Source organism: Vibrio sp. T11.5, assembly GCF_027587155.1.
Taxonomy (GTDB): Bacteria; Pseudomonadota; Gammaproteobacteria; order Enterobacterales; family Vibrionaceae; genus Vibrio; species Vibrio neptunius.
Genome location: NZ_JAPPTP010000002.1, coordinates 241,871 through 265,640, shown reverse-complemented (window position 1 = coordinate 265,640; position 23,770 = coordinate 241,871). Strand labels below are relative to the sequence as shown.

The window sequence follows — 23,770 nt, the reverse complement described above, 5'->3', positions numbered from 1 at the left end:
CTTGAGAGTCGGCCTTTTTTCTTTCTTCTGGTGTAAAACTGAATACATCCGAGGTGTTAATTTTGTTATTAATGATACTCTTAAGTTTTATAGACAATATCAATGGAAAAAACTGTGAATAAATTTGCTGTAGATGGCCATCAAATGGCGTATCAGGATGTTGGCCAAGGCCCAGTTATCGTTTTGGGTCACAGCTATTTGTGGGACAGCAAAATGTGGGCGCCTCAAATTGAAGTCTTAAGTCAAAATTATCGCTGCATAGTGCCGGATTTCTGGGCGCATGGTCAGTCTGAGTTTGCCCCAGATTCAACTCACTCACTGGTGGATTATGCTCAGCAAATTATAGCGTTAATGGACCATCTAGAAGTTGAGCAGTTTTCGATTATCGGGCTTTCTGTGGGTGGTATGTGGGGCAGTGAAGTGGTAAATCTGGCGTCTGAGCGTGTCAAATCTCTAGTTATGATGGATACGTTCGTTGGTTTAGAGCCGGAAGTGACCCACAAGAAATACTTTACGATGTTGGAGACGATTTCGGCCGCACAAATGGTTCCAGAGCCTATCATTGATATTGTGACCCCGATGTTTTTTGCGCGAAATGCAGAGCAAGATTCACCTGATTTAGTAGCTGGGTTTCGAGAGAAGTTATCTAATCTGAAAGGTCAGCAAGCTGCCGAAGTCGCACGTATGGGGCGAATGGTGTTTGGTCGTCGAGATCAAATCGAAGATATTGAGAAGTTCACGTTACCTGTGCTGATCGCTGTGGGGCAAGAAGATATTCCTCGTCCGGCACTGGAATCGTATTTGATGAACGATTGTATTACCGATTCTGAGCTGATTCAGGTACCAAAAGCTGGTCACATTGCCAACCTAGAGCAGCCGGAATTTGTGACCGCAATGCTGCAGAACTTCCTTTCCAAGGTATACAGCTAGACAATAACAAGGCCTCATCAGGAGGCCTTGTTGATTCCTTTCTTTTTCTCGCCGACTTTAGGTTCTGTTCCCTCAAACAAGCGTCTGATATTTTGGTGGTGCCTGAACACAATCAGACAACATAGCATGGCGACGGGTAATGTGTATTGAGGTTTGATCATCCAAGTATATAAAGGTGCTAATAGTACCGTGACGATGGCAGCCAGAGATGAGTAACGGAAAATCAGTACTACTAACAGCCATGTTGCAATGATCATTGCTGTCAAGTCGAGTCCTATTGGGGCTATGGCGCCTAAGGCAGTCGCAACACCTTTACCACCTTTAAAATGAAAGAAGATCGGATACATATGGCCTAAACAGGCTGCGATGGCAATTACACCAAGAATGATTGGGTCAATATTCAGGAAGTAGCCACCCCAGACGGGAATAGTCCCTTTGAGCATATCGAACAGCAGCACTGCCGCTGCTGCCTTTTTACCTCCAATTCTTAACACGTTGGTCGCGCCTGGGTTGTGAGAGCCTACTCCTCGAGGGTCAGGAAACCTGAGTATACGACAGATCAAAACAGCACTTGAGATCGAGCCCAGTAGATAGGCAAGGATGATCATGACAAGTGCTAGTGGCGTCATAGTAAAGTTACTCGTTATAAAGAGATGTTAGCTAGGCAAGTAATTGATATCATATCGCGCTTAGAATACTCAAACTACCAACTGCGTGGCGTTTGAGATAAAAATAGTACGACTTTTTACCTGATTTGGGTATCCGACCTCTAAAGGAAGCAAAGCGCATGGATAAAGTATTTATCGAGCAGTTAGAAGTGATCACCACTATCGGCGTTTACGATTGGGAACAGGAAATCAAACAAAAGCTGGTTTTGGATATTGAAATGGCTCATGACAATCAACCAGCAGGTAAAAGTGATGATGTGGCTGATGCGCTGGATTATGCGCAAGTCAGTTCTGCGGTGTTATCTCATATTGAATCTGGCCGTTTTTTACTTGTTGAGCGTGTAGCTGAAGAAGTGGCGCAACTGATCATGACGCAATTCAGTGTGCCATGGGTCAAGATTCGCCTAACCAAACCTGGTGCTGTACCACAAGCTTCCGGTGTTGGAGTTATCATTGAACGAGGCGTGGCATGAACACCACATACATTGGAGTAGGATCCAATGTAGAAAGGCGTAAACACATTAAAGCCGCAATTGATGAGTTGTCTGCTTTGGGTCAGAATCTTAGACTGTCCACGATTTATGAGTGTGAAGCGGTTGGGTTTGAAGGGGATACCTTCTATAACCTTGTCGTAGAAATGAAAACGCCGTTAAGTTTAACGGAGTTTTCACGACAACTGCGTCATATTGAGCTCAAATGGGGTAGGGAAGAAGATGCCCAAAAGTTTCAGCCGCGGACTATCGATCTCGATATCATTTTATTTGATCAGACTATCTCTGAGCGTTCGCCGGAGCTTCCCCGGAGCGATATCTACAAATACGGTTTTGTGATTGAGCCACTTAATGAGCTTTGTGCTGAACGTTGTGTGCCAGGTGATGGTCGAACCATACGCCAAATCTGGCTCGAATCGTCTTATCCGGAAACCTTAAATAAAGTCGACCTCTGGTTTGATTACCAAACATAATTGAGTATCTAATGAGTTATTTTGAAGCGTTTATTCTGGCCTTAATACAAGGTCTTACCGAGTTCTTGCCTATTTCCAGCTCGGCGCACTTAATCTTGCCTTCAGCGGTTTTAGGCTGGGAAGATCAAGGTTTAGCGTTCGATGTGGCCGTACATGTTGGTACATTAGCAGCCGTCATGATCTATTTTCGTAGTGAAGTTGTGTCGTTACTGTCGGCCTTTTTTGCGTCTATTTTTAAAGGTGATCGCAGTAAAGAAGCAAAACTGGCGTGGATGATCATTCTAGCAACTATTCCTGCGTGTGTGTTTGGTTTGCTAATGAAAGACTTTATAGAATTGTATCTGCGCAGTGCTTGGGTGATAGCGACCACCACGATCGTGTTTGGTTTATTGCTATGGTATGTCGATAAATATTCGAGTCTCGAGGATGATGAATATCAGGCGGATTGGAAAAAAGCATTATTTATTGGTGTTGCTCAGGCACTAGCCATGATTCCTGGCACTTCGCGTTCTGGTGCGACGATCACGGCAGCCTTGTACCTAGGTTTTACCCGAGAAGCGGCGGCAAGATTTTCCTTCTTAATGTCTATTCCTATCATTCTATTGGCTGGTGGTTATTTAGGTCTGAAACTAGTAAGCAGTGGCGACCCTATTCATTTGGGTGTGTTGCTGACCGGGATCGTAACCTCGTTTATCAGCGCCTACGTATGTATTCATTTCTTCCTGAAATTGATCTCTAGAATGGGAATGACACCTTTCGTGATTTACCGATTGATCCTCGGCTTCGGTTTGTTTGCATTTTTACTCATGCAGTAGGCACAATCATCAATAACTTTGTAAAGACCACATTCTTCAATCTCGCTTGAAAAGAGACATTATGATATATATGTGGTCTTTCTATATCTCTCATTCTTAGAATATTTTATGCGAATTTTTGCCCTAACTTTACTCTTGTTATTAGGCTGGCTGCAGTACACCTTGTGGTTGGGCAAAAATGGCATCTCTGAGTTTCAGTCGGTCAAAGCTGAAATTGAAGTTCAGCATCAGGTCAATGGCAACCTGCAGAACCGAAACGATGAAATGTTCGCTGAAATTGATGACCTTCGCCAAGGACTAGACGCAATCGAAGAGCGCGCTCGTCACGAACTGGGGATGGTAAAAGAAGGTGAGACGTTTTACCGCATTGTCGGAGATGACAACTGAGCATGACGCAAGTGACCCCTTCCATTGTAGCGATAGTCCCTGCGGCTGGTGTTGGCAGCCGCATGCAGGCAGACCGCCCAAAGCAGTACCTTTCTATTAACGATAAAGCCGTCCTTGAGCATACCGTCGAGAAACTACTGCAACACCCAAAGATAGACAAAGTCATCGTATCGATTACCAAAGGTGATCCATACTTTCCCCTGCTGTCTATTGCTCAACACCCGCAAGTGGTAAAAGTAGATGGAGGACGGGAACGAGCAGATTCCGTCTTGTCTGGGCTTAAGTTTGTTTGTGACCATCAGCTTGCCGATTGGGTGATGGTGCATGATGCCGCTAGGCCATGTGTAAAACAGCAAGATTTAGATAAGCTTATTGAGGTGTCATTAAAGCATGAGGTTGGAGGCATTCTTGCTTCGCCCGTCAGAGACACAATGAAAAGAGCAAACAGAGGTCAAAATATTGATCATACTGTAGATAGAGAAGCACTGTGGCACGCACTGACTCCACAAATGTTTAAAACTGAGCAATTGATCACGGCTTTGAGTGAGGCGCTTTTGAAAGGTATTACGATTACTGACGAAGCGTCCGCGATAGAGTGGTCTGGGCAATCTCCAGCCCTAGTACAGGGAGCGGCAGATAATATAAAAATTACTCAGCCCGAAGATTTAGCGCTAGCAGAGTTTTATCTTAATCGTAACAAAGGATGAATCATGATTCGTATTGGTCACGGCTTCGACGTTCACAAGTTTGGTGGTGAAGGCCCGGTAATTATAGGTGGTGTTTCTGTACCATATGAGCAGGGGCTGATCGCGCACTCAGATGGTGATGTTGCTCTACATGCACTATGTGATGCGTTACTCGGAGCTATTGCAGCGGGTGATATTGGTCGCCACTTTCCTGACACTGATGATGAATGGAAAGGGGCTGACAGCCGAGATTTGCTACGCGACGTGTACCGTAGAGTTAAACAACAAGGGTATATACTGGGTAATGCGGACGTCACCATTATGGCTCAAGCGCCCAAAATGGCCCCGCATATCACGGCGATGTGTGAAGTGATTGCGCAAGATCTGGAAACGGATATTGGCAATGTGAATGTCAAAGCGACAACAACTGAGCGCCTTGGTTTCACTGGCCGCAAAGAAGGTATCGCGACCGAAGCGGTCGTATTACTAATAAAACAACAATAAAAACTACGCCTAGCGACTATCGCTGAAAGGGGTAACGGTAGCATTATGACTGACATTTTATCTTCACTTGCCTATTTGAATGGAAAACCTCAAGCAACGGGGAAGTTGAAAGCCCAGCCGCAGCATTTTCAGGTTAACGAGGATCTTGGTTTTGCCTTTACGGGTGAAGGAGAGCATCTGATGGTGCGTATCCGTAAGACGGGAGAGAACACCAGCTTCGTTGCAAATGAACTGGCTAAAGCCTGTGGCGTGAAATCGAAAGATGTCAGCTGGGCTGGTTTAAAAGATCGTCATGCTGTGACTGAGCAGTGGTTAAGTGTACATCTGCCTAAAGGGGACACTCCTGATTTCACAGCGTTTCTTAGTCAACATCCAAGTATTGAGATTGTTGAAACCAGCCGCCACAACAAAAAATTACGTCCGGGTGACTTAATCGGTAACGATTTTATCATCACGTTGACTGAGGTAAGTGATGTCGAAGATGTAATTGTGCGACTTGACTCAATCCGTCAACACGGTGTGCCAAACTATTTTGGTAGTCAGCGTTTCGGGAACAATGGTAATAATCTCAATGAAGCAAGACGTTGGGGACGTGATAATGTACGCACTCGAAATCAAAACAAAAGAAGTTTGTATCTTTCGGCAGCACGCTCGTGGATCTTCAACAACATAGTGTCACAGCGCATTGAACAAGACGTGTTTAATCTGGCTGTAGAAGGTGATTGCATTCAGACATCTGAGGGAATTGTTAGTGCTGAATCAGAAGCAATGGCAGAACTTAACGAGGCCATTAAGCAAGGCGATGCTCAGATCACGGCAGCGATGGCGGGTGACAATGCTTTGCCCACTACAGAGAAGGCTCTAGTATTGGAACAGCCTCATCTGGATGCGGAGCCTGACTTGATGGCTCTGATTCGCGGAAATCGCATGCGTCATGATCGTCGTCCTGTAGCGCTAAAACCTCAGGATCTTTCCTGGAGTGTTGAGCAGGACACAATAACATTGCGATTCTCTTTGGATGCTGGCTGCTTCGCCACCGCAATCATTCGTGAGCTTATTCAGGAACAGGAAGTGGAGCGCAGCTACTAATGAGTGAGAAAGCGATTAAAATTCTTTTGAGCAATGATGATGGTGTACATGCTGAGGGGATCCGTGTTTTGGCTGAAGCATTGAGCGATCTTGCCGATATTACCATTGTTGCACCTGACCGAAATCGCTCTGGAGCATCAAACTCACTGACGTTGGAACAACCTCTGCGCGTCAATGAGTTATCAGCAGGTAACTATTCTGTGCAGGGAACTCCAACCGATTGTGTGCATTTTGCGTTAAACGAACTAATGAAAGATGACCTGCCAGATTTAGTACTGTCTGGTATTAACCATGGTGCCAACCTAGGTGATGATGTGTTGTATTCAGGGACAGTAGCAGCGGCTATGGAAGGTCACTTTCTAGGAGTGCAGTCGATTGCTTTCTCATTGGTTGGGAATACACATTTTACGACGGCCGCTCACATTGCTCGTCACCTTGTCGAACAGCACCTAGCATCACCGATCCCAACCAATCGACTTTTGAACGTCAATATTCCGGACGTGCCACTTGAAGACTTAAAAGAAATCAGAGTTACTCGTTTAGGTGCGCGTCATCACGCAGAAGCGATGATCAAGCAGCAAGATCCTCGAGGTCATGATATTTATTGGCTCGGGCCTCCAGGCAAAGAGCAAGATGCCGGTGAAGGAACCGATTTTTATGCCATTGAGCAAGGCTATGTATCTCTGACCCCGCTACAAGTGGATCTCACGGCTCACGAGTCGTTGTTAAGTATGGGCAATTGGTTGAAGGACAAATAATCATGACGAATCCACATGCCGGCAGATTGATCGATTTTCTGGTCGCCAGTGGCATTCAGGATCAAAAAGTGCTCGAGGCAATTTACGCTTTGCCGAGAGAACGGTTTGTTTCTCAGGCTATGGAACATCAAGCGTATGATAATAATGCGTTGCCTATTGGTCAGGGACAAACCATTTCTCAGCCTTACATTGTAGCCAAGATGACAGAAGCGCTTGAGCTTAGTCAAACCAGTAAAGTTCTGGAAGTGGGGACGGGGTCCGGTTACCAGACAGCTGTTTTGGCTCAGTTGGTAGGACACGTTTATTCCATAGAGCGTATAAAATCCCTCCAATGGGAGGCTAAGCGTCGGCTCAAACAGTTAGATATTTATAACGTGTCGACCAAGCACGGGGATGGTTGGCAAGGATGGGCAACAAAAGGACCTTTTGACGCTATTATTGTCACTGCGGCAGCCGCTTCTGTTCCTCCTGTATTGCTTGAGCAATTGACTGAAGGAGGGGTTCTAGTGATTCCTGTCGGTGAAGATGTTCAGCAGTTACTCAAGATCACTCGCCAAGGTGAAGCGTTCTTGTCCCAAATTATTGAAGATGTACGTTTTGTTCCCCTGATTGCTGGTGAACTTGCTTAACTATGAAATGTTGGTCTAAGTTTATTCCTGTTGTGGCCTTAAGTAGCATACTGATTGGATGTGCTGCTCACTCCCCTGCGCCAGTTTCAGGTCTCAACAAAGACTACAGTTCAATTTCTCGCGGTAGCTACCGTGGTAGCTACTATCAGGTCAATAAAGGTGACACTCTTTACTTTATTGCGTACGTCACAGATAAAGATGTAAAAGACATCATTCGTTACAATGGCTTAACAGCTCCTTACACCATTTTTCCTGGGCAAAAACTGAAACTTTGGCAGCCTGCCTATACCCCTCCAGCGTACGGTAGTACAGGCATAGGTGCGGTATCTACCCCTGTTGTTGTCGCTGCAGCCTCTGCATCTAGTATAAATTCGAGTAAAAACTCGAATCAATCACTTAACGCCAGTAGTGCACAAAGTAAACAAAAGGTGGTCAAAAAAGATCCAATCAAGAAGGTTGATCAATCAAAGTCAAAGGAGTATGTTGGTTCTAAAAGTAAACAAAAAGTTAACAAACCAGTCAGTAGCTCAAAACCAAAGAATGATAAAATCTCAAAGTGGTTGTGGCCAACAAAAGGGAGGATAATCAAAAACTTCTCAGCTGGAGACCAAGGTAATAAAGGCATCGACATTGCAGGACAGCGAGGTCAGTCGATATCGTCTACAGCTAGTGGCACCGTCGTTTATTCGGGTAACGCGCTGCGTGGGTATGGTAATCTTGTGATTATCAAACATAACGATAATTACCTCAGTGCTTATGCGCATAATGAACGGTTGCTCGTACACGAAGGACAAAGTGTAAAAGCAGGCCAGAAAATCGCAACGATGGGCAGTTCTGGAACCAACAGTGTTCGTCTACACTTTGAAATTCGCTACCAAGGTAAGTCGGTGAATCCAAAACGCTACTTACCATAATACTTAATAGGTATATAGCGACATTAGAAGTAGTAATGTCTTGCTAGCTCGCCAGGGGGAGGCGCTATGAGTATCAGCAATACAGCAACGAAAGTCGAAGAGTTTGAGCTTGAACCTACAATGGAATCTGTTCAGGCAGTTGAACTGACTACCACCAACCGTACCCAAGCTGAGGAAAGCAAAGAGGAATTCGATGTTTCCACTAAAAGTTTGGATGCCACTCAACTTTATTTAGGAGAAATTGGTTTTTCTCCACTACTCACCGCAGAAGAAGAAGTCTTGTACGCCCGACGCGCCTTGAGAGGCGATGAAGCCGCGCGCAAACGTATGATTGAGAGTAACCTTCGCTTGGTGGTGAAAATATCCCGTCGATACAGTAACCGTGGTCTTGCTCTGCTTGATTTGATCGAAGAGGGCAATCTTGGACTGATACGAGCTGTTGAGAAATTTGATCCTGAAAGAGGTTTTAGATTCTCAACCTACGCAACGTGGTGGATTCGTCAAACCATTGAGCGAGCTCTTATGAACCAGACCCGAACTATTCGTCTTCCAATCCATGTCGTCAAAGAGCTGAACATTTATCTCCGCACTGCTCGTGAGTTATCACAAAAACTTGACCATGAACCGACGGCAGAAGAGATTGCAACACAGCTTGATAAGCCAGTTGATGATGTCAGTAAGATGCTACGCCTTAATGAACGTATTAGTTCAGTCGATACCCCAATTGGTGGGGATGGTGAGAAAGCCTTATTAGACATTATTCCCGATGTAAATAACTCAGACCCAGAGGTATCCACACAAGATGATGATATCAAGTCCTCATTGATCGATTGGTTGGATGAACTCAATCCGAAACAAAAAGAAGTGCTTGCTCGCCGATTCGGGCTACTAGGGTATGAACCGTCGACACTGGAAGAAGTAGGCCGCGAAATCAATTTGACTCGTGAGCGTGTGCGTCAAATTCAGGTCGAAGGCTTACGCCGCTTAAGGGAGATACTGATCAAACAGGGGCTGAACATGGAAAACCTTTTCAGTATGAACGAAGAGTAAATCATCCTCATATAAATGACAAAGCCTTGGCATTGCCAAGGCTTTCTTATTTTTACCGTGTGTACTCTTACATGTGTTCTGAAAGCTAACTTGTCAATTTCCTTGATTAGCGTTACTTGGGAATACTTTGACGAGTTTAATACGGTTCTCTTCTAACTCGACGATTTCCATTGGATGCCCTGACACTTGAACACTCAAGTGGCTTTCAGGAATATCCTCTAAATGCTCAAGGATCAAACCATTCAATGTACGAGGGCCGTCAGTCGGTAGCTTCCACATTAACCCTTTGTTGATATCGCGAATATTGGCACTGCCTTCAATTAAGAAGCTGCCATCACCTTGTGGGGTGATTTCTTCAGACAAACTTGGTGCAATAGAGGTAGTAAACTCACCAACGATTTCTTCCAGAATGTCCTCGAGAGTAATTAAACCTATGATATCACCGTACTCGTTAACGATTAGGCCAATTCGCTCCTTATTGCGTTGGAACTTCAGTAACTGAATATTGAGTGGTGTGCTTTCTGGAATAAAGTAAACTTCATCTGCTGCTCGAAGGAGTGTTTCTTTATTGAACTCATTCTTTTCCAGCATCAAACGATAGGACTCTCGCAAGCGAAGCATGCCAACGACTTCATCAATTTGATCACGATAGAGAACAACTCGGCCGTGAGGAGAGTGGGTCAGCTGGCGAACAATCGATTTCCAATCGTCATTGATATCGATACCTGTAACCTCATTTCTTGGCACCATGATGTCGTTCACTGTCACATGTTCAAGATCAAGGATTGAGATCAGCATATCCTGGTGTCGCCTTGGGATCAGACTACCTGCTTCATTAACAACGGTGCGTAATTCTTCTGAACTGAGGTGGTCATCGCCACCGTGACTCGCTCGTATTCCAAGTAATCGAATAAAACCATTGGTGATGAAGTTCACTAGCATAACTAGTGGTGACAGGAGTTTCATCAGGATACTGAGAAGAATACTACTAGCGTAAGATACCCGTTCTGGGTAGAGCGCCGCCAGTGTTTTAGGTGTGACTTCGGCAAAGACAAGAATAACCATGGTTAACGCACCAGTGGCAATAGCGACACCGATGTCCCCGTATAAACGCATACCGAGAATTGTTGCGATAGCAGAGGCGAGAATGTTGACTAGGTTATTGCCGATCAGAATCAAGCCAATCAAACGATCAGGGCGATCTAGAAGCTTCTCAACCCGTTTTGCTCCTTTGTGTCCATTATTCGCAAGGTGCTTAAGGCGATACCGATTCAGAGCCATCATTCCAGTCTCTGAACCTGAGAAATATCCTGAAATAACAATCAGACACGCGAGTAGCGCAAACAAGATACCCGTTGATATGTCGTCCAAAACTTATCTTTTCCTTTTGATGTTTGATTAATTTATGACCTAACTAAAGCGCCAAGTCAATCTCAGGTAGTGGGCAGGGTATTGTAAAAGAAAGGTGCATTATATGCACCTGTGAATATCAATTAGTTAAGAATGATCTCGCGAACAAAGCGACTACCGAAGTAGGCAAGCGTTAATAAAGTTGCTCCAGCAACGGCAAACCATGTAACTTTGCGGCCACGCCATCCTTTCTGATAGTGGCCCCATAGAAGAATTGAATACACTACCCAGGCAATGAAAGACAAAATACCTTTGTGCGCTTTGCCTTGGGCAAACATATCTTGAACAAAGATAAAACCAGTAATCAGTGTGCCTGTGAGAAGCAAGTTTCCGACTAAGATAATTTTAAATAGCTGTCGTTCAACCATTAAAAGTGGTGGCAAATTGGGGTTGATCACTAAGGCTTTTTTCGTTTTAAGCTTATGATCTAACCACGCTAGCTGCAGGGCATACAAGGCACCTATGGTTAATGTTGAGTATGAGAATAGTGCCAACGAAATGTGGATAAGCAGCTTAGGATCTTGTTCAAGATGCGTAATAAAGGTGCTGGGTAAAAAAGAGGCTGCAGAAAGATTGATTGCCGCAAAACTATATACTACGGGCAGTAAGAACCAAAGACGTGTTTTAAGCATTGCTATGCTTAAGACCAGAGAAATAATAAAGCTAATCAGCGAGGCAACGTTGAGGATGCTAAGATTTTGTCCCGAACCTTCGATAATAAGATCGCTCAATAACCAGGCATGAAAAACGAGCGCTAAAAAAGCACTGATCAAAACCGTTTTGGTTCGGATCCCTGTTTGGTGCACAAGGCCTGGTACTATGGTTGCTATTGCTAAAAAATAAAGCACGGCAGCAGCAACGGCAATTAAGTTGTCCATTCTTCTCTAAAGATCTGGTGAATTTTTAGCAAATTATACCCTGCATCAACAGCTTGAGCTATGACTTATCTCCCTGATTTTGTGTTGAGTGAGAGATCAAATGTTATTGCAGTCGTGCAAAGGAGGGACTGGCTAAGGTATACTCACAGTAATTTGTCGTCGTTTTAGGGCGACTGCACTGTAGGTCGCTCAGGTAAAGAGACTAAGATGTTTGATAATTTAACGGATCGATTATCCAAAACGCTGAAGAACATCAGCGGCAAAGGTCGTTTGACCGAAGACAATATTAAAGACACTTTACGTGAAGTGCGCATGGCATTGCTTGAGGCGGATGTCGCTCTTCCGGTTGTACGTGATTTTGTTAAGCGCGTAAAAGAAGGTGCTGTTGGCGTAGAGGTTTCTAAGTCTCTTACGCCTGGCCAAGAGTTCATTAAGATTGTTCAATCTGAACTTGAAGCTGTTATGGGGGAGTCCAATGAAGCTCTGAATCTTGCAGCACAGCCGCCAGCTGTGATTTTAATGGCAGGTTTGCAAGGTGCGGGTAAAACTACCTCGGTTGGTAAGCTTTCTAAGCTGCTTAAAGAGAGAGACAAGAAGAAAGTCTTGGTTGTTTCTGCGGACGTTTATCGCCCAGCGGCGATCAAACAGTTAGAAACGCTTGCTTCAGACATTGGTGTCGATTTCTTCCCATCTTCGCCCGATCAAAAGCCGATTGATATTGCCAACGCGGCGATAGACCATGCGAAGAAGAAATTTTATGACGTTCTCCTCGTCGATACTGCGGGTCGCCTCGCGATCGATGAGCAGATGATGGGTGAGATCCAAGAGCTTCACTCTACGATTGATCCTGTTGAAACCTTGTTTGTTGTCGATGCGATGACAGGTCAGGATGCCGCAAACACGGCTAAAGCCTTTGGCGATGCGTTACCACTGACAGGGGTTATCTTAACCAAAGTAGATGGTGATGCGCGCGGCGGTGCTGCACTTTCGGTTCGTCATATCACAGGAAAACCAATTAAGTTCTTAGGTGTTGGTGAAAAAACCGATGCGCTAGAACCATTCCACCCAGATCGTGTTGCTTCACGTATTCTTGGCATGGGTGACGTCCTGTCGCTTATCGAAGACCTACAACGCAATGTGGATACTGAGAAAGCAGAGAAACTAGCCAAGAAGTTCAAAGAGAAGAAAGGTTTCGACCTTGAAGACTTTCGTGAACAACTTGGCCAGATGCAAAATATGGGTGGCATGATGGGTATGATGGACAAGCTGCCAGGTATGAGTAATTTGCCAGACAACGTCAAAGATAAAGTTGATGACAAGATGTTTAAGCAAATGGAAGCCATTATCAATTCCATGACCATGAAAGAACGTCAACGCCCTGAGTTGATTAAAGGCTCACGTAAGAAACGTATTGCCGCGGGTTCTGGTACTCAGGTTCAGGATGTTAACCGATTACTCAAGCAATTCACTCAGATGCAGAAAATGATGAAGAAAATGCAGAAAGGTGGAATGAAAGGCATGATGCGCAATATGCAAGGCATGATGGGTGGCATGGGTGGAGGCGGTGGCTTCAATCCCTTCGGACGCTAATTTCATCCGGCAACGAAAAAATTCAAGGTGTTAGTTGAGTCACAAACTCTAATCTCATTTTATGGTGGTGAAAAAGTAGCTAAATGCCTTGCATTGCTCCGGAATAAGAGTAAAATTCCGGAGCTTTATTTTGGCACGAGACCCCAAACTGTTTTTCATTGAGCAGTTCCTGGGGTTAATTTTATTTTTGAGAAAGCAAAGAGGACGACATGGTAACCATTCGTTTGGCACGTCACGGCGCTAAGAAGCGTCCATTTTATCAAATCGTAGTAGCGGACAGCCGCAATGCTGCAACTGGCCGTTTCATCGAGAAAGTTGGTTTCTTCAACCCAACGGCTAAAGGTCAAGAAGAAGGTCTACGTCTAGACCTAGATCGCGTTAACCACTGGGTTGGTCAAGGCGCATCTCTATCTGACCGCGTAGCTAAGCTAGTTAAAGACGCTCAAAAAGCGGCTTAATTCTTAATTTAAGAAGTAGTAATTAGCTTATGTCGATGAAAGGTAATGAAACAATGAGCAGCGAGAAGATTGTTGTAGGTAAGTTTGGTGCTACTTACGGCATTCGTGGCTGGCTTAAAGTTTTTTCCTACACAGACAATACTGAAAGCATATTTGATTACGCACCTTGGTTTATCAACCAGAAAGGTGAGTGGGTTGAGCGAAAAGTAGAAAGCTGGAAGCGCCATAACAAAGGTTTGGTGGTAAAGCTGGAAGGTTTGGACGTGCGCGAAGAAGCGCAATTACTGACTAACTTTGAAATCGCAATTGACCCTGCGGTACTGCCAGAATTGCCAGAAGATGAGTTCTACTGGCGTGATTTGATTGGAATGCAGGTTGTAACTGATAACGGTTATGACTTAGGCACGGTCTCTGACATGCTTGAAACTGGTTCCAACGATGTTTTGGTTGTTAAAGCAAATTTGAAAGATGCTTTTGGGCAAAAGGAACGATTAATTCCGTTCCTTGAAGAGCAAGTGATCAAGTTGATTGATCGTGAAGCTCAACGGATCGAAGTTGACTGGGATCCTGGATTCTAAACTCCAAATTACCAGAGCGAGATAGACATGTGGGTTGGCGTAATTAGCCTATTTCCTGAAATGTTCCGTTCTGTTACTGATTTTGGAGTAACAGGTCAAGCGGTTAAGAAAGGTCTCTTGTCGATTGAGACTTGGAATCCTCGTGATTTCACTTGCGACAAGCATCGAACTGTCGATGATAGACCTTACGGTGGTGGCCCAGGTATGCTTATGATGGTTCAGCCTTTGCGCGATGCTATCCATACCGCTAAGCAAGCCTCACCGGGTAAGACGAAAGTTATTTACCTATCACCTCAAGGTCGTAAACTCGACCAGAAAGGGGTGGAAGAGCTGGCAACAAATGAGAATCTACTTCTGATTTGCGGCCGCTATGAAGGGGTAGATGAGCGTATCATCCAATCTGAGGTTGACGAAGAATGGTCAATCGGAGATTTCGTGATGACGGGTGGAGAGATTCCAGCCATGACGCTAATCGACTCGGTATCTCGGTTTATTCCAGGGGTACTGGGTGATTTCGCGTCAGCAGAAGAAGACTCTTTTGCCAATGGCTTGTTGGATTGTCCACATTATACGCGTCCCGAAGTGTTAGATGGAGAAGAAGTACCAGCGGTGCTCAAATCCGGTAACCACAAGGATATTCGTCGTTGGCGGCTCAAGCAGTCGTTAGGTCGCACCTGGATAAGAAGACCAGAGCTCCTGGAAAACCTAGCTCTGACTGACGAACAGGAACTATTACTCGCTGAGTTCATTAAAGAATGTAAAGCGAAGTAACCTATTAAATTTAGTATCAGTTTATTCTAGGAATATTGAAAATGAGTAACATCATCAAGGCTCTTGAAGAAGAGCAAATGAAAAAAGACCTGCCTAACTTTGCACCTGGTGACACAGTTGTTGTTCAAGTTAAGGTAAAAGAAGGTGATCGTGAGCGTCTACAGGCTTTTGAAGGCGTTGTAATCGGTATTCGTAACCGAGGTCTACACTCTGCATTCACTGTACGTAAGATTTCTAACGGTGAAGGTGTAGAGCGTACGTTCCAAACTCACTCTCCAATGGTTGATAGCATTGAAGTTAAACGCCGCGGTGCAGTACGTCGTGCCAAACTGTACTACCTACGTGAGCGTTCTGGTAAGTCAGCTCGTATTAAAGAGAAACTTGCTAAGAAGTAATGCTATAACTAGCGTTCTCATAGTATTAGCGGAGACCAGTCGGTCTCCGCTTTTTTTGCGCTTCGCTTCGGAAAGCTGGAACGGACTACTTCCTCCGGGATTTTAGAACGGACTTCGTCCTATGGAGCGCTTCGCTTTTGGAAAGCGGGATCGGGCTTCGTCCTGCGAGGGGAAGGTCGCAGTTGTATTCCGTCATTCCCTAGACTGACGGAGGAAGGAGTAGGGAATCTCCATAAGTCATCGACTAGCTTGAAGAGATCCCCAACTCACTCGTACCTCTTTCTTGAGGATGACATGGTAAATTATTGAAATAAAAGGATTGATACTAAGTGCCAACCCTCTAATAGTTATCCAGTTATCCAGTTATCCAGTTATCCAGTTATCCAGTTATCCAGTTATCCAGTTCCCAAAAAAACAAAAAGCCGATGCTCTAATCACATCAGCTTCTCTTTAATCCCGTAGCGCAGCGTTCTCGACTCTCGAGCGAAGCGTTCCTTACTTTCAGTACTGCTCTTCAGACCACCCGTCAGAGTCGGACATATCCGGTGCACCTGGTATGCTGTTCTCTTCATCAGCCCATTCACCAAAGTCTATCATTTGGCATTGTTTGCTACAGAATGGACGAAAAGGGCTTTGCTCTCCCCACTCGACGTCTGTACTGCATTTTGGGCAGGGAACGGTGGTAATTTTAGACATGTGATTATCTCTGAAAATGTTGAATGTTGAGCGAGTATAGTGCTAACTAAGCTAGCTACAAACTGCCAGACGGAACTGAATATTATCGACGGAAGCTTGTCCCGAAGTAAAGTTGATAAACTTAATTGCAAAACGGTTTTTATGGCCAGAAATCATTGGGAAAACACCGTATTGCATTGGGATTTCGAGGCGCAGAATATTGGCATCTTCTGCATCACTTTGGTAAAAGCCTGCCGTAGCTTCTTGTGGTTGGAAGTGGCCAGTTTCACGGGTTAAGCGCAACCAAAGCTTGAGTGCGTCTGTTAGAGGTTGAAGTGTATCTAGCCATAGATTGGTGTCTTTGGTTTTTTGCTCTACCGGTAAGTGCAGCCAGTGGTGAAGAGCTGGCAAGTCAAAGCAGCATGATCCACCGGGCAAGTTGAATCGTTGGCGAATAGCACTGAGAAAGCGATCTTCTTTAAGACTTTGACCAAAACGTTCAGCCGCCATCAAGGCACTGTGAACATGGTCAACTTCGTTAAGAACACCGCTGAGCATTTCTTGGTCTACACCGTCAACATCCAACCAAGAGCGGTAAGTTAGGCGCTGCTTCTCTATGTCTTTAGCAAGCTCACTTTTAAGTTGTATCTGTTCGAATATCTCCAGAAGATCAAACAAAGAACGGAAAAACAAGAGATGCTGCATGTCATCGTTAAATTGAGAAGAAACGTTTAACTGATTCAATAACGCTTCAACGCGTAAATATATGCGAGTTTTCTCATTTAACGGATGTTCAAAAAAGTGCGTTGTCATTACATGCGGCCTTAAGTTCTTCTTTCTTTATTCTCACCGATTTTCCCTACATATTTCTAGGTACTTTTGGTGCAATTCTGTGATTTGAGGCAAAAGTTCTTCGTTTGTTGCGTTATTTTTAATCACATCGTCTGCGATAGCCAGTCGTTGTGAACGGCTGGCTTGAGCCGCTAAGATTGAGTCAACCTGTTCAACAGGAACCTGATCTCTATCCATTGTTCTTTGGCGCTGCGTTTGCTCATCTACATCAACAACTAACACTCGATTTGTTAGGTTTTGCAGGTTATTTTCGACCATTAACGGGATAACCAGTAAAGCGTAAGGAGACGAGACTTTGGTAATATCAGCACGCATTTTTCGACGAATCATGGGATGCAGCAGCTGGTTGAGCCATGTTTTTTCCTCATCACTGGTAAAAATGTATTCTCTAAGTTTAGCTCGGTTTAGAGTCCCGTCTGCCAGTAAAATGTTAGAACCGTATCGTTCTTCGATAGCTTTCAGTCCCTCAGCACCTGGTTCCACCACTTCTCGAGCAACGATATCTGCATCGACGATTTCAATACCATAGAGATCATGAAAAAGGTTGGCTACAGTCGTTTTTCCGCTGGCAATACCGCCTGTTAGGCCGATAACAAAAGGCATATCAGATCCCCAAAACTTGTGTGAAGTACCAATGTACGATGTTTTCTCCCCACATCACACTGATCCACCCCGCAATCGCAAGGTAAGGACCAAATGGGAACGCTTTGTCGATGCCTTGGTTTCTGAGTCGTAATTGAATGAGACCGAACATTAAGCCGACTAATGAAGAGATCAGAACAATAACAGGTAAATACTGCCAACCTAACCACGCGCCTAGAGCGGCAAGCAGCTTGAAATCACCGTAACCCATCCCCTCTTTACCCGTAAGAAGTTTGAACCCCCAGTATACGGACCACAGGCATAAGTAGCCTACCATTGCTCCAATCACTGAGTCTTGTAAAGAGACTGGGCTAAAGCCGAACAATGACAGGGCTATTCCAGACCAAATCAGTGGTAAAGTTAATTGGTCAGGCAATAGCATGGTGTCGAGGTCGATAAATGTTGCAGCGATTAAAACGAAGGTAAAGAATAACAGAGCGACAGTAAATACGCTGAGTTCGAATTGGTAAGCGATCGCAAAACTCATTAACCCTGAAACCAGTTCAACGATAGGATAGCGTGGGTTGATAACGTGTTGGCAAAAACGACATTTCCCTCGTAAAGCCAACCAACTCAGTAACGGTATGTTATCAATATTGCGTATTTGAGTGTCGCAGTTTGGGCACGTTGATCTGGGGATGCTGAGGTTATAAGTGCCTTGTGGCGGTTGAATGCCATACTCAGGGAAGCTTTCAGAACACTCTTGGCGCCACTCTCTTTCCATCATTTTAGGTAAGCGATGAATGACGACGTTGAGAAAGCTGCCTATGATAAGGCCAAAAAGAGTCGCTAGAGTTGGAAACAACCACGGATAATAGTTAAAGAGTTCCATAAAAATTTAGTTAGTGCTTATGTCGTCTTGAGTCGAGGCAGATATACTATCCCATTATGTTCATTAAGTTAAAGATAGGTAGATACATAGCAATTACCAAACTTCCTACCAAACCTCCTAGCACTAAAATTAAAATCGGCTCGAGTATTTTTTCAAGGCTTTCAATAGTAGTGTTAATTTCGTCTTCTAACTGCGTCACGACTCTTTCCAGCATTTTATCAAGTTGCCCAGACTCTTCTCCTATCATAATCATTTGCACCATGAGTTCAGGAAAACGTCCTGATTGACGCATAGCGGAGTGCAACGAGACGCCTGAACTAGCTTGTTGGACAATGTGTTCAATCGCTTTTTTATAGTGAGCATTTCTCGTTGTTCGTGCCGCTGTTTCCAAGCTGATAAGAATGGGTAAACCCGATGCTATGCATATTGACAGTGTATGGCTGAAACGCGCCAGACAACTTTTGATGAACAAACTTCCTATTACAGGCAGGCGTAACTTAGCACGACTAACCCCGTGTTGGAATTGAGCCGAACCTCTATATAAAAATGTAATGGCTATTGGTATCAGAATAGTGAAAACAACAATGCTTAAGCTATACCGCTGTACAGTCTGTGATAGCCAGAGAACTTGTTGTGTGAACCATGGAAGTTCAGATTGGTATCCGCTAAATAGGGCTTCAAACTCTGGAATAACTTTAGTTAACATCAAAACAGCCACTGCTAAGGCTGTGAACATTACCAGGCTAGGATAGATAGCAGCACATTGAATTCGATGCGTTAGCTGTTCAGTTCTCTCTCTATGTTCAGCTATGCGCTCCAATGAAGCCGCTAAATCCCCAGTTTTTTCGCCCACATTTATAAGATCGAGATATAGTGAGTCAAAACATCGGGATGATTGTCTGAGAGCGTCTGTGACTGAGTGACCTGCTTGGAGTTGATGTCTTATCATCCATAATGTTGCTCTTATCTCAGGGCGTTTTTGGTTTTGCATGATAATTTTAAGTGTGGTGGTAATCGGTAAGCCAGCAGTGAGCATTGTCGCCCATTGGCGCGTGATATGGGTGAGATCTTTGCTGCTAATGCTGTGCTTGAACCGCCAATCGCAGGCGAGTGGCTTTCGACGAATAAAGCGTACATCAATATTGCGCTCGTTGAGTTGTTCCATCACTTGTATGTCGCTGACCGCTAATATTGTTCCTTTTAACCGCCAACCTTTTTGGTTTACACCTTGCCAGTAGTACGACTCCAGTTTGGAAAAAGTACGGGGGTATTCTTTGCTCATGGTCAAAGCTCTGGTAGCACCCGTTGTAGCTCAGTTTGACTAGTCAGCCCCTGTGTCAGCTTTTCTAACCCAGACTGTTGTAGAGTCTGCATTCCTTGCTTCATTGCTAGTTTCTCAATTTGATGGGGTGTAGCACCCGCCGCTATCATTTCTGCCATTTGGGGTGTGACGGGGAGTATTTCAAACAGACCTATTCGTCCTGCGTAGCCTTGATTACAGTAGTGGCAGCCTTCAGGATTAGCTTCAAACACCTGATCTTGTGAAGCAATTGAAGTCAGAGATGCTCGTTTGCATTGAGGGCAAAGGCGCCTAACCAATCTTTGAGCAATGATAAGGCTCAGAGCAGCCGCGATATTGAAAGGCTTTACGCCCATGTTCTGCATGCGAAGAACGGCTTCTGATGCTGAGTTAGTGTGGAGAGTGGAAAGCACTAAATGTCCTGTCTGTGAAGCTTTAGTAGCGATGTCAGCTGTTTCATAATCGCGTATCTCACCGACCATAACCACATCAGGGTCCTGGCGGAGAAAAGCGCGTAGAGCCTGAGCGAAACCAAATCCAATTTTGGGTTGGATCTGAACTTGATTGATTCCAGATAAGTGTATTTCGACGGGGTCCTCTGCTGTGGCAATATTGATATCCTTTTGATTGAGGATATTGAGACCGCTGTACAAAGAAAGCGTCTTACCACAACCCGTTGGGCCTGTGATGAGGATCATCCCCTGAGGTTTGGCTAGTGCATGACGATAACATGCACTTTGGGATGGGTTGTAGCCTAAGTGGTCCAACTGTAAGCTAGTGATTCGTTTGTCGAGTAATCGTAGCACCGCTTTCTCACCCCAAATTGTTGGTAAGGTTGAGACTCGTATATCGATATTTTTTGATGGTGATACTGCTAATGTGATACGCCCATCTTGTGGAAGGCGGCGCTCTGAAACATCGAGTTTGGCGAGTATTTTCAGTCTGGCAGTTAAACGATGAGACAGATGATTAGGAGGCTGCTGCATCTCAATCAGTAAACCATCGCATCTGAACCGAATGCGGAACCAGTCTTTATAAGGTTCAAAATGAATATCTGAAGCACGCTTTCGTATGGCATCTAACAGCACTTGATGTATGTAGCGACTGATTGGAGAAGTATCTTGATAAAGAGCTTCATGATCGACGGTTTCTTCTGCTGGGAGCTCGACCAGTTGTTCCAGTTGTTGGGGAGTGAGCTCTTTAAAATCGTTCCATTTTTCCGATTCTGTATCTCCGTATAAGTTGTGTATTGCATGGGTGATAGTACGTGCATCACACAGAACAAGATTGATTTTCATACCTGTGGCGAAGCGAAAGTCTTGCTCTGGTTCTGCAATGGACGGATCGATAACTGCCAAAGTCAACTGTTCGTTATCGATAGTAATAGGCAACGCTGAATGACGACGCACTAGGTCACCAAGCCCAAGATGTTGGCAGCACAGAAAGTAATCGTATGAGTCTAGTTTGATAATGGGAAGGTTAAATAACTCGCTGAGTATCGTCGTCAGCTTTTTGGGCGATAGTTGTTCAAGTGAGAGTAGAGCTGTATAAGCATCAGTTTTACGCTCGCTCATCGTCTTAAGTACATGCAAAGCTTGCTCTTGGTTTATTTTATTTGCTTTTTGCAGCAGCAGGGGTAACTGACTCGTCATTAGCGACTTGGACACCAATTTTGGCTCTCGGTACCGCTACAACTGATTGCCCATGAAATCCCGCTGCTCGAAAAGTCTGACGTTAGAGTCACACTGGCATTGCTCGGCAAGGAGCCTTTCACTCCTGATAGGGCTGCGACAATCACACTCGCGGCTCCACTGGTTTGCGCTTTAACGTAAAAGCCGTTGAAGTTCTGCTGTAGTGGTACGCCATTGTTACCAGAGGTACAGTTAGCTGCTGAGCTATGATTTGTAAGGCAAAGGCTTACCGCTGTTTTCATTGCTGATGTTGCGCTAAGTAGATCGCTGGCGTGAGCACGTTGAGTGTAGTTTTGATAAGCAGGAATGGCGAAGGCAGACAAAATACCAATGATTGCCACGACGCTCATCAGCTCTATCAGTGTAAAGCCTCGTGATGTATTGGTGTACGACATCATCATGGTGCTGATTCTCCAGCCGTTTAAGGGATTTTGCTGAAGGTTAGGGTAGCGAGTGCTGGTCTGGCTATCAGACAGGATAATATACTCGAGAGGAATAGATTCGCTTAATCCAAATCAGACATTAGAATTACACATCTGTGCTGTATGAATTGGTATTTATTGTGTGGCATGGTGGGAGCTTTAAAATGCAGAAAGAGAGGCAGTGCCCCCCTTTCTGTACATCGGTTGGGTTTATTTAAACCGCATTGACAAATCCATGGCTTTGACGTGCTTGGTTAGAGCGCCAACAGAAATGTAGTCGACACCCGTTTCCGCGTACTCGCGCAGGGTTTCGAGAGTGACATTACCTGAGTTTTCTAGCGCAGCTCGGCCAGCGTTAATCTTCACGGCTTGACGCATCATCTCGGTTGTGAAGTTATCAAGCATGACGATGTCAGCACCAGCTTCTATCGCTTCAGTCAGTTCTTCTAAGCTCTCTGTTTCAACTTCAACAGGTTTACCCGGATTCAACTGTTTAGCATTCTGAATCGTTTGAGTGATGCCGCCGTTGGCAATAATGTGATTCTCTTTAATTAGATAGGCATCGAAAACACCGATACGGTGATTAAAACCACCGCCACACGCTACGGCATATTTTAGCGCGCTGCGTAGGCCAGGGATGGTTTTACGGGTATCTAACAGTCTACAATCTGTGCCTTCGAGATGCTTTGCGTACTCGGCAGTAATCGTGGCGCAACCTGATAGTGTTTGGATAAAGTTCATCGCATTACGTTCACCGGTCAACAGCGCGCGTGAAGGGCCTGATAGGTGGCAAAGTATCTGATTAGGCTCAACGACATCACCATCTTGGACATGCCATGTAATCTTTACTTCACCACCCAGTTGTTTGAAGACTTCATCAGCCCATGCTTGACCACAAAATACGCCATGCTCACGGGTAATGATGGTGGCTTCGTTGTGGGCATCAGCAGGTATTAGACTTGCGGTAATGTCAGCGCTTGGATCTAAGGTACCACCGAGATCTTCTTTTATGGTTTCGGTTACGGAGCGAGAGATTTCCAGAGGCAAATGCTGTTTCAAATATTCAAGACGTTCTTGGCTATTGTGGGTTTCTTTCATTGCAAATCTAATAGGCAGTTGAACATAAGGTGCGCATGATACGATGACTGTGAAGGAAATTCAGCCATTATTCTGGTATTTCACTGTTGAAAGTCTAAAATCAAGAGCTTAGTAAGCAAAAGGAGACAAACATGATTGATAAAAGTGGTTGGTATCAAGGTGCCAGACATGTCCCGTCTCCCTTTTTCGATCAGCGAACTGATGCAACAGACATCTCCTTGCTGGTGGTGCATAATATCAGCTTGCCACCAGGCCAATTTGGCGGACCATACATCGAGCAGTTCTTTACTGGGCAACTCAATGCTGAAGAGCATCCATTTTTTAAAGTGATTCATGAGATGGGCGTTTCTGCACATTGTCTGATAAGGCGTGATGGTGAAGTGGTGCAGTTTGTACCATTCACAGCGAGGGCATGGCATGCTGGCGTCTCAAGTTTTGCGGGGCGAGATAAGTGCAATGACTATTCGATCGGCATTGAGTTAGAGGGCAGTGACTTTATTGCCTACACAGATGAGCAATACCAAGCTTTAACGGAGCTCACCAAGCAGATTCAAGTCAGCTACCCGAAAATCACCTTACCGCGCATTACTGGCCACCAGTACATTGCGCCACTGCGTAAAACTGATCCGGGTTTGGTGTTTGATTGGGGTAGGTTTAGAAAAGGGCTACGCCCTTAGAAATAGGAACGGACTTCGTCCTTCGGGAACGAGCTGCGATCTATGGTTCGCTTTGCTGCGGGAAAGCTAGAGTTGATCCCATAAGAAAAATGGATCAACGTTAGTTA

The 23,770-nt window shown here is 44.8% G+C and carries 29 protein-coding genes; 18 read left to right on the top strand and 11 right to left on the bottom strand.

The annotated features are described in order from the left end of the window. Nucleotides 1–114: 114 nt before the first annotated feature. Nucleotides 115–930, top strand: a complete 816-nt coding sequence (locus OH455_RS04375) for an alpha/beta fold hydrolase (protein ID WP_269980470.1) — start codon at nucleotides 115–117, stop codon at nucleotides 928–930. 17 nt (nucleotides 931–947) lie between these two features. Here the strand turns inward: OH455_RS04375 and plsY are convergent, their stop codons facing one another. Continuing rightward, a complete protein-coding gene (plsY, locus tag OH455_RS04370; RefSeq protein ID WP_045977799.1) occupies nucleotides 948–1,559 on the bottom strand; it encodes a glycerol-3-phosphate 1-O-acyltransferase PlsY in 612 nt (203 codons plus the stop codon). Nucleotides 1,560–1,717: 158 nt separating this feature from the next. On the opposite strand from plsY, the gene folB reads away from it, so the two are divergent. The 11 genes from folB (at nucleotide 1,718) to rpoS (ending at nucleotide 9,394) form a co-directional block, all read left to right on the top strand. After that, a complete protein-coding gene (gene folB, locus OH455_RS04365) occupies nucleotides 1,718–2,071 on the top strand; it encodes a bifunctional dihydroneopterin aldolase/7,8-dihydroneopterin epimerase (RefSeq protein WP_269980469.1) in 354 nt (117 codons plus the stop codon). Further along, on the top strand, nucleotides 2,068–2,562 hold the full coding sequence (folK, locus tag OH455_RS04360; protein WP_269980468.1) for a 2-amino-4-hydroxy-6-hydroxymethyldihydropteridine diphosphokinase: 495 nt from the start codon (nucleotides 2,068–2,070) through the stop codon (nucleotides 2,560–2,562). Before folB ends, folK begins: the two co-directional genes overlap by 4 nt. Before the next feature lie 11 nt (nucleotides 2,563–2,573). Next, a complete protein-coding gene (locus OH455_RS04355; RefSeq protein WP_045977796.1) occupies nucleotides 2,574–3,377 on the top strand; it encodes an undecaprenyl-diphosphate phosphatase in 804 nt (267 codons plus the stop codon). Nucleotides 3,378–3,485: 108 nt separating this feature from the next. Then, nucleotides 3,486–3,764 (top strand): cell division protein FtsB, encoded by a 279-nt coding sequence (gene ftsB, locus OH455_RS04350; protein ID WP_045977795.1) that lies wholly within the window; start codon nucleotides 3,486–3,488, stop codon nucleotides 3,762–3,764. A 2-nt stretch (nucleotides 3,765–3,766) separates the two neighbouring features. Beyond that, nucleotides 3,767–4,471 (top strand): 2-C-methyl-D-erythritol 4-phosphate cytidylyltransferase, encoded by a 705-nt coding sequence (gene ispD, locus OH455_RS04345; protein WP_269980467.1) that lies wholly within the window; start codon nucleotides 3,767–3,769, stop codon nucleotides 4,469–4,471. Nucleotides 4,472–4,474: 3 nt separating this feature from the next. Further along, entirely contained in the window at nucleotides 4,475–4,954 is a 480-nt protein-coding gene (gene ispF / locus OH455_RS04340; protein WP_045977793.1) for a 2-C-methyl-D-erythritol 2,4-cyclodiphosphate synthase, read from the top strand. Between the two features lie 45 nt (nucleotides 4,955–4,999). Next, nucleotides 5,000–6,043, top strand: coding sequence for a tRNA pseudouridine(13) synthase TruD (gene truD, locus OH455_RS04335; protein ID WP_045977792.1), 1,044 nt, complete (start codon nucleotides 5,000–5,002; stop codon nucleotides 6,041–6,043). Between the two features lie 14 nt (nucleotides 6,044–6,057). Next, entirely contained in the window at nucleotides 6,058–6,801 is a 744-nt protein-coding gene (gene surE / locus OH455_RS04330; RefSeq protein WP_205622509.1) for a 5'/3'-nucleotidase SurE, read from the top strand. A gap of 2 nt (nucleotides 6,802–6,803) precedes the next feature. After that, on the top strand, nucleotides 6,804–7,430 hold the full coding sequence (locus OH455_RS04325) for a protein-L-isoaspartate(D-aspartate) O-methyltransferase (protein WP_269980466.1): 627 nt from the start codon (nucleotides 6,804–6,806) through the stop codon (nucleotides 7,428–7,430). 2 nt (nucleotides 7,431–7,432) lie between these two features. Then, nucleotides 7,433–8,344, top strand: a complete 912-nt coding sequence (nlpD, locus tag OH455_RS04320) for a murein hydrolase activator NlpD (RefSeq protein WP_269980465.1) — start codon at nucleotides 7,433–7,435, stop codon at nucleotides 8,342–8,344. A 66-nt stretch (nucleotides 8,345–8,410) separates the two neighbouring features. Next, a complete protein-coding gene (rpoS, locus tag OH455_RS04315; protein WP_269980464.1) occupies nucleotides 8,411–9,394 on the top strand; it encodes an RNA polymerase sigma factor RpoS in 984 nt (327 codons plus the stop codon). A 93-nt stretch (nucleotides 9,395–9,487) separates the two neighbouring features. Here the strand turns inward: rpoS and OH455_RS04310 are convergent, their stop codons facing one another. Both OH455_RS04310 and OH455_RS04305 read right to left on the bottom strand, forming a co-directional pair. Beyond that, complete coding sequence (locus OH455_RS04310; RefSeq protein WP_045977788.1) at nucleotides 9,488–10,765, bottom strand: HlyC/CorC family transporter; 1,278 nt, start codon at nucleotides 10,763–10,765, stop codon at nucleotides 9,488–9,490. Nucleotides 10,766–10,887: 122 nt separating this feature from the next. Next, the gene (locus tag OH455_RS04305) at nucleotides 10,888–11,682 is read right to left on the bottom strand and encodes a cytochrome C assembly family protein (RefSeq protein WP_206373591.1); all 795 of its coding nucleotides are present in this window, start codon (nucleotides 11,680–11,682) and stop codon (nucleotides 10,888–10,890) included. 207 nt (nucleotides 11,683–11,889) lie between these two features. On the opposite strand from OH455_RS04305, the gene ffh reads away from it, so the two are divergent. The 5 genes from ffh to rplS all read left to right on the top strand — a co-directional run bounded on the left by ffh (nucleotide 11,890) and on the right by rplS (nucleotide 15,474). After that, nucleotides 11,890–13,272, top strand: a complete 1,383-nt coding sequence (gene ffh, locus OH455_RS04300) for a signal recognition particle protein (RefSeq protein ID WP_045977786.1) — start codon at nucleotides 11,890–11,892, stop codon at nucleotides 13,270–13,272. A 209-nt stretch (nucleotides 13,273–13,481) separates the two neighbouring features. After that, nucleotides 13,482–13,730: a 30S ribosomal protein S16 gene (rpsP, locus tag OH455_RS04295; protein ID WP_005438039.1), complete on the top strand. Its 249-nt coding sequence runs from the start codon at nucleotides 13,482–13,484 to the stop codon at nucleotides 13,728–13,730. Nucleotides 13,731–13,759: 29 nt separating this feature from the next. Then, nucleotides 13,760–14,308, top strand: a complete 549-nt coding sequence (gene rimM / locus OH455_RS04290; protein WP_045977785.1) for a ribosome maturation factor RimM — start codon at nucleotides 13,760–13,762, stop codon at nucleotides 14,306–14,308. A gap of 27 nt (nucleotides 14,309–14,335) precedes the next feature. Further along, nucleotides 14,336–15,079: a tRNA (guanosine(37)-N1)-methyltransferase TrmD gene (gene trmD / locus OH455_RS04285; protein ID WP_269980463.1), complete on the top strand. Its 744-nt coding sequence runs from the start codon at nucleotides 14,336–14,338 to the stop codon at nucleotides 15,077–15,079. 41 nt (nucleotides 15,080–15,120) lie between these two features. After that, nucleotides 15,121–15,474: a 50S ribosomal protein L19 gene (gene rplS / locus OH455_RS04280; RefSeq protein WP_045977783.1), complete on the top strand. Its 354-nt coding sequence runs from the start codon at nucleotides 15,121–15,123 to the stop codon at nucleotides 15,472–15,474. 501 nt (nucleotides 15,475–15,975) lie between these two features. On the opposite strand, the gene yacG is transcribed toward rplS, so the two are convergent. From yacG to nadC, 8 genes are all read right to left on the bottom strand, one after another. Further along, entirely contained in the window at nucleotides 15,976–16,170 is a 195-nt protein-coding gene (gene yacG / locus OH455_RS04275; protein WP_045977782.1) for a DNA gyrase inhibitor YacG, read from the bottom strand. A 51-nt stretch (nucleotides 16,171–16,221) separates the two neighbouring features. Next, nucleotides 16,222–16,962, bottom strand: coding sequence for a cell division protein ZapD (gene zapD, locus OH455_RS04270; protein WP_269980462.1), 741 nt, complete (start codon nucleotides 16,960–16,962; stop codon nucleotides 16,222–16,224). 33 nt (nucleotides 16,963–16,995) lie between these two features. Beyond that, a complete protein-coding gene (gene coaE, locus OH455_RS04265; protein ID WP_269980461.1) occupies nucleotides 16,996–17,604 on the bottom strand; it encodes a dephospho-CoA kinase in 609 nt (202 codons plus the stop codon). Nucleotide 17,605: 1 nt separating this feature from the next. Then, a complete protein-coding gene (locus OH455_RS04260) occupies nucleotides 17,606–18,475 on the bottom strand; it encodes a prepilin peptidase (protein WP_269980460.1) in 870 nt (289 codons plus the stop codon). 46 nt (nucleotides 18,476–18,521) lie between these two features. After that, entirely contained in the window at nucleotides 18,522–19,757 is a 1,236-nt protein-coding gene (locus OH455_RS04255) for a type II secretion system F family protein (protein WP_269980459.1), read from the bottom strand. A 2-nt stretch (nucleotides 19,758–19,759) separates the two neighbouring features. Further along, nucleotides 19,760–21,427: a type IV-A pilus assembly ATPase PilB gene (gene pilB / locus OH455_RS04250; protein WP_269980458.1), complete on the bottom strand. Its 1,668-nt coding sequence runs from the start codon at nucleotides 21,425–21,427 to the stop codon at nucleotides 19,760–19,762. Next, nucleotides 21,427–21,864 (bottom strand): pilin, encoded by a 438-nt coding sequence (locus OH455_RS04245; protein ID WP_443088580.1) that lies wholly within the window; start codon nucleotides 21,862–21,864, stop codon nucleotides 21,427–21,429. The genes pilB and OH455_RS04245 overlap by 1 nt, the downstream gene beginning before the upstream one ends. Before the next feature lie 234 nt (nucleotides 21,865–22,098). Beyond that, the gene (gene nadC / locus OH455_RS04240; protein ID WP_269980456.1) at nucleotides 22,099–22,986 is read right to left on the bottom strand and encodes a carboxylating nicotinate-nucleotide diphosphorylase; all 888 of its coding nucleotides are present in this window, start codon (nucleotides 22,984–22,986) and stop codon (nucleotides 22,099–22,101) included. A gap of 131 nt (nucleotides 22,987–23,117) precedes the next feature. On the opposite strand from nadC, the gene ampD reads away from it, so the two are divergent. Next, a complete protein-coding gene (ampD, locus tag OH455_RS04235; protein ID WP_269980455.1) occupies nucleotides 23,118–23,663 on the top strand; it encodes a 1,6-anhydro-N-acetylmuramyl-L-alanine amidase AmpD in 546 nt (181 codons plus the stop codon). Nucleotides 23,664–23,770 lie beyond the last annotated feature (107 nt).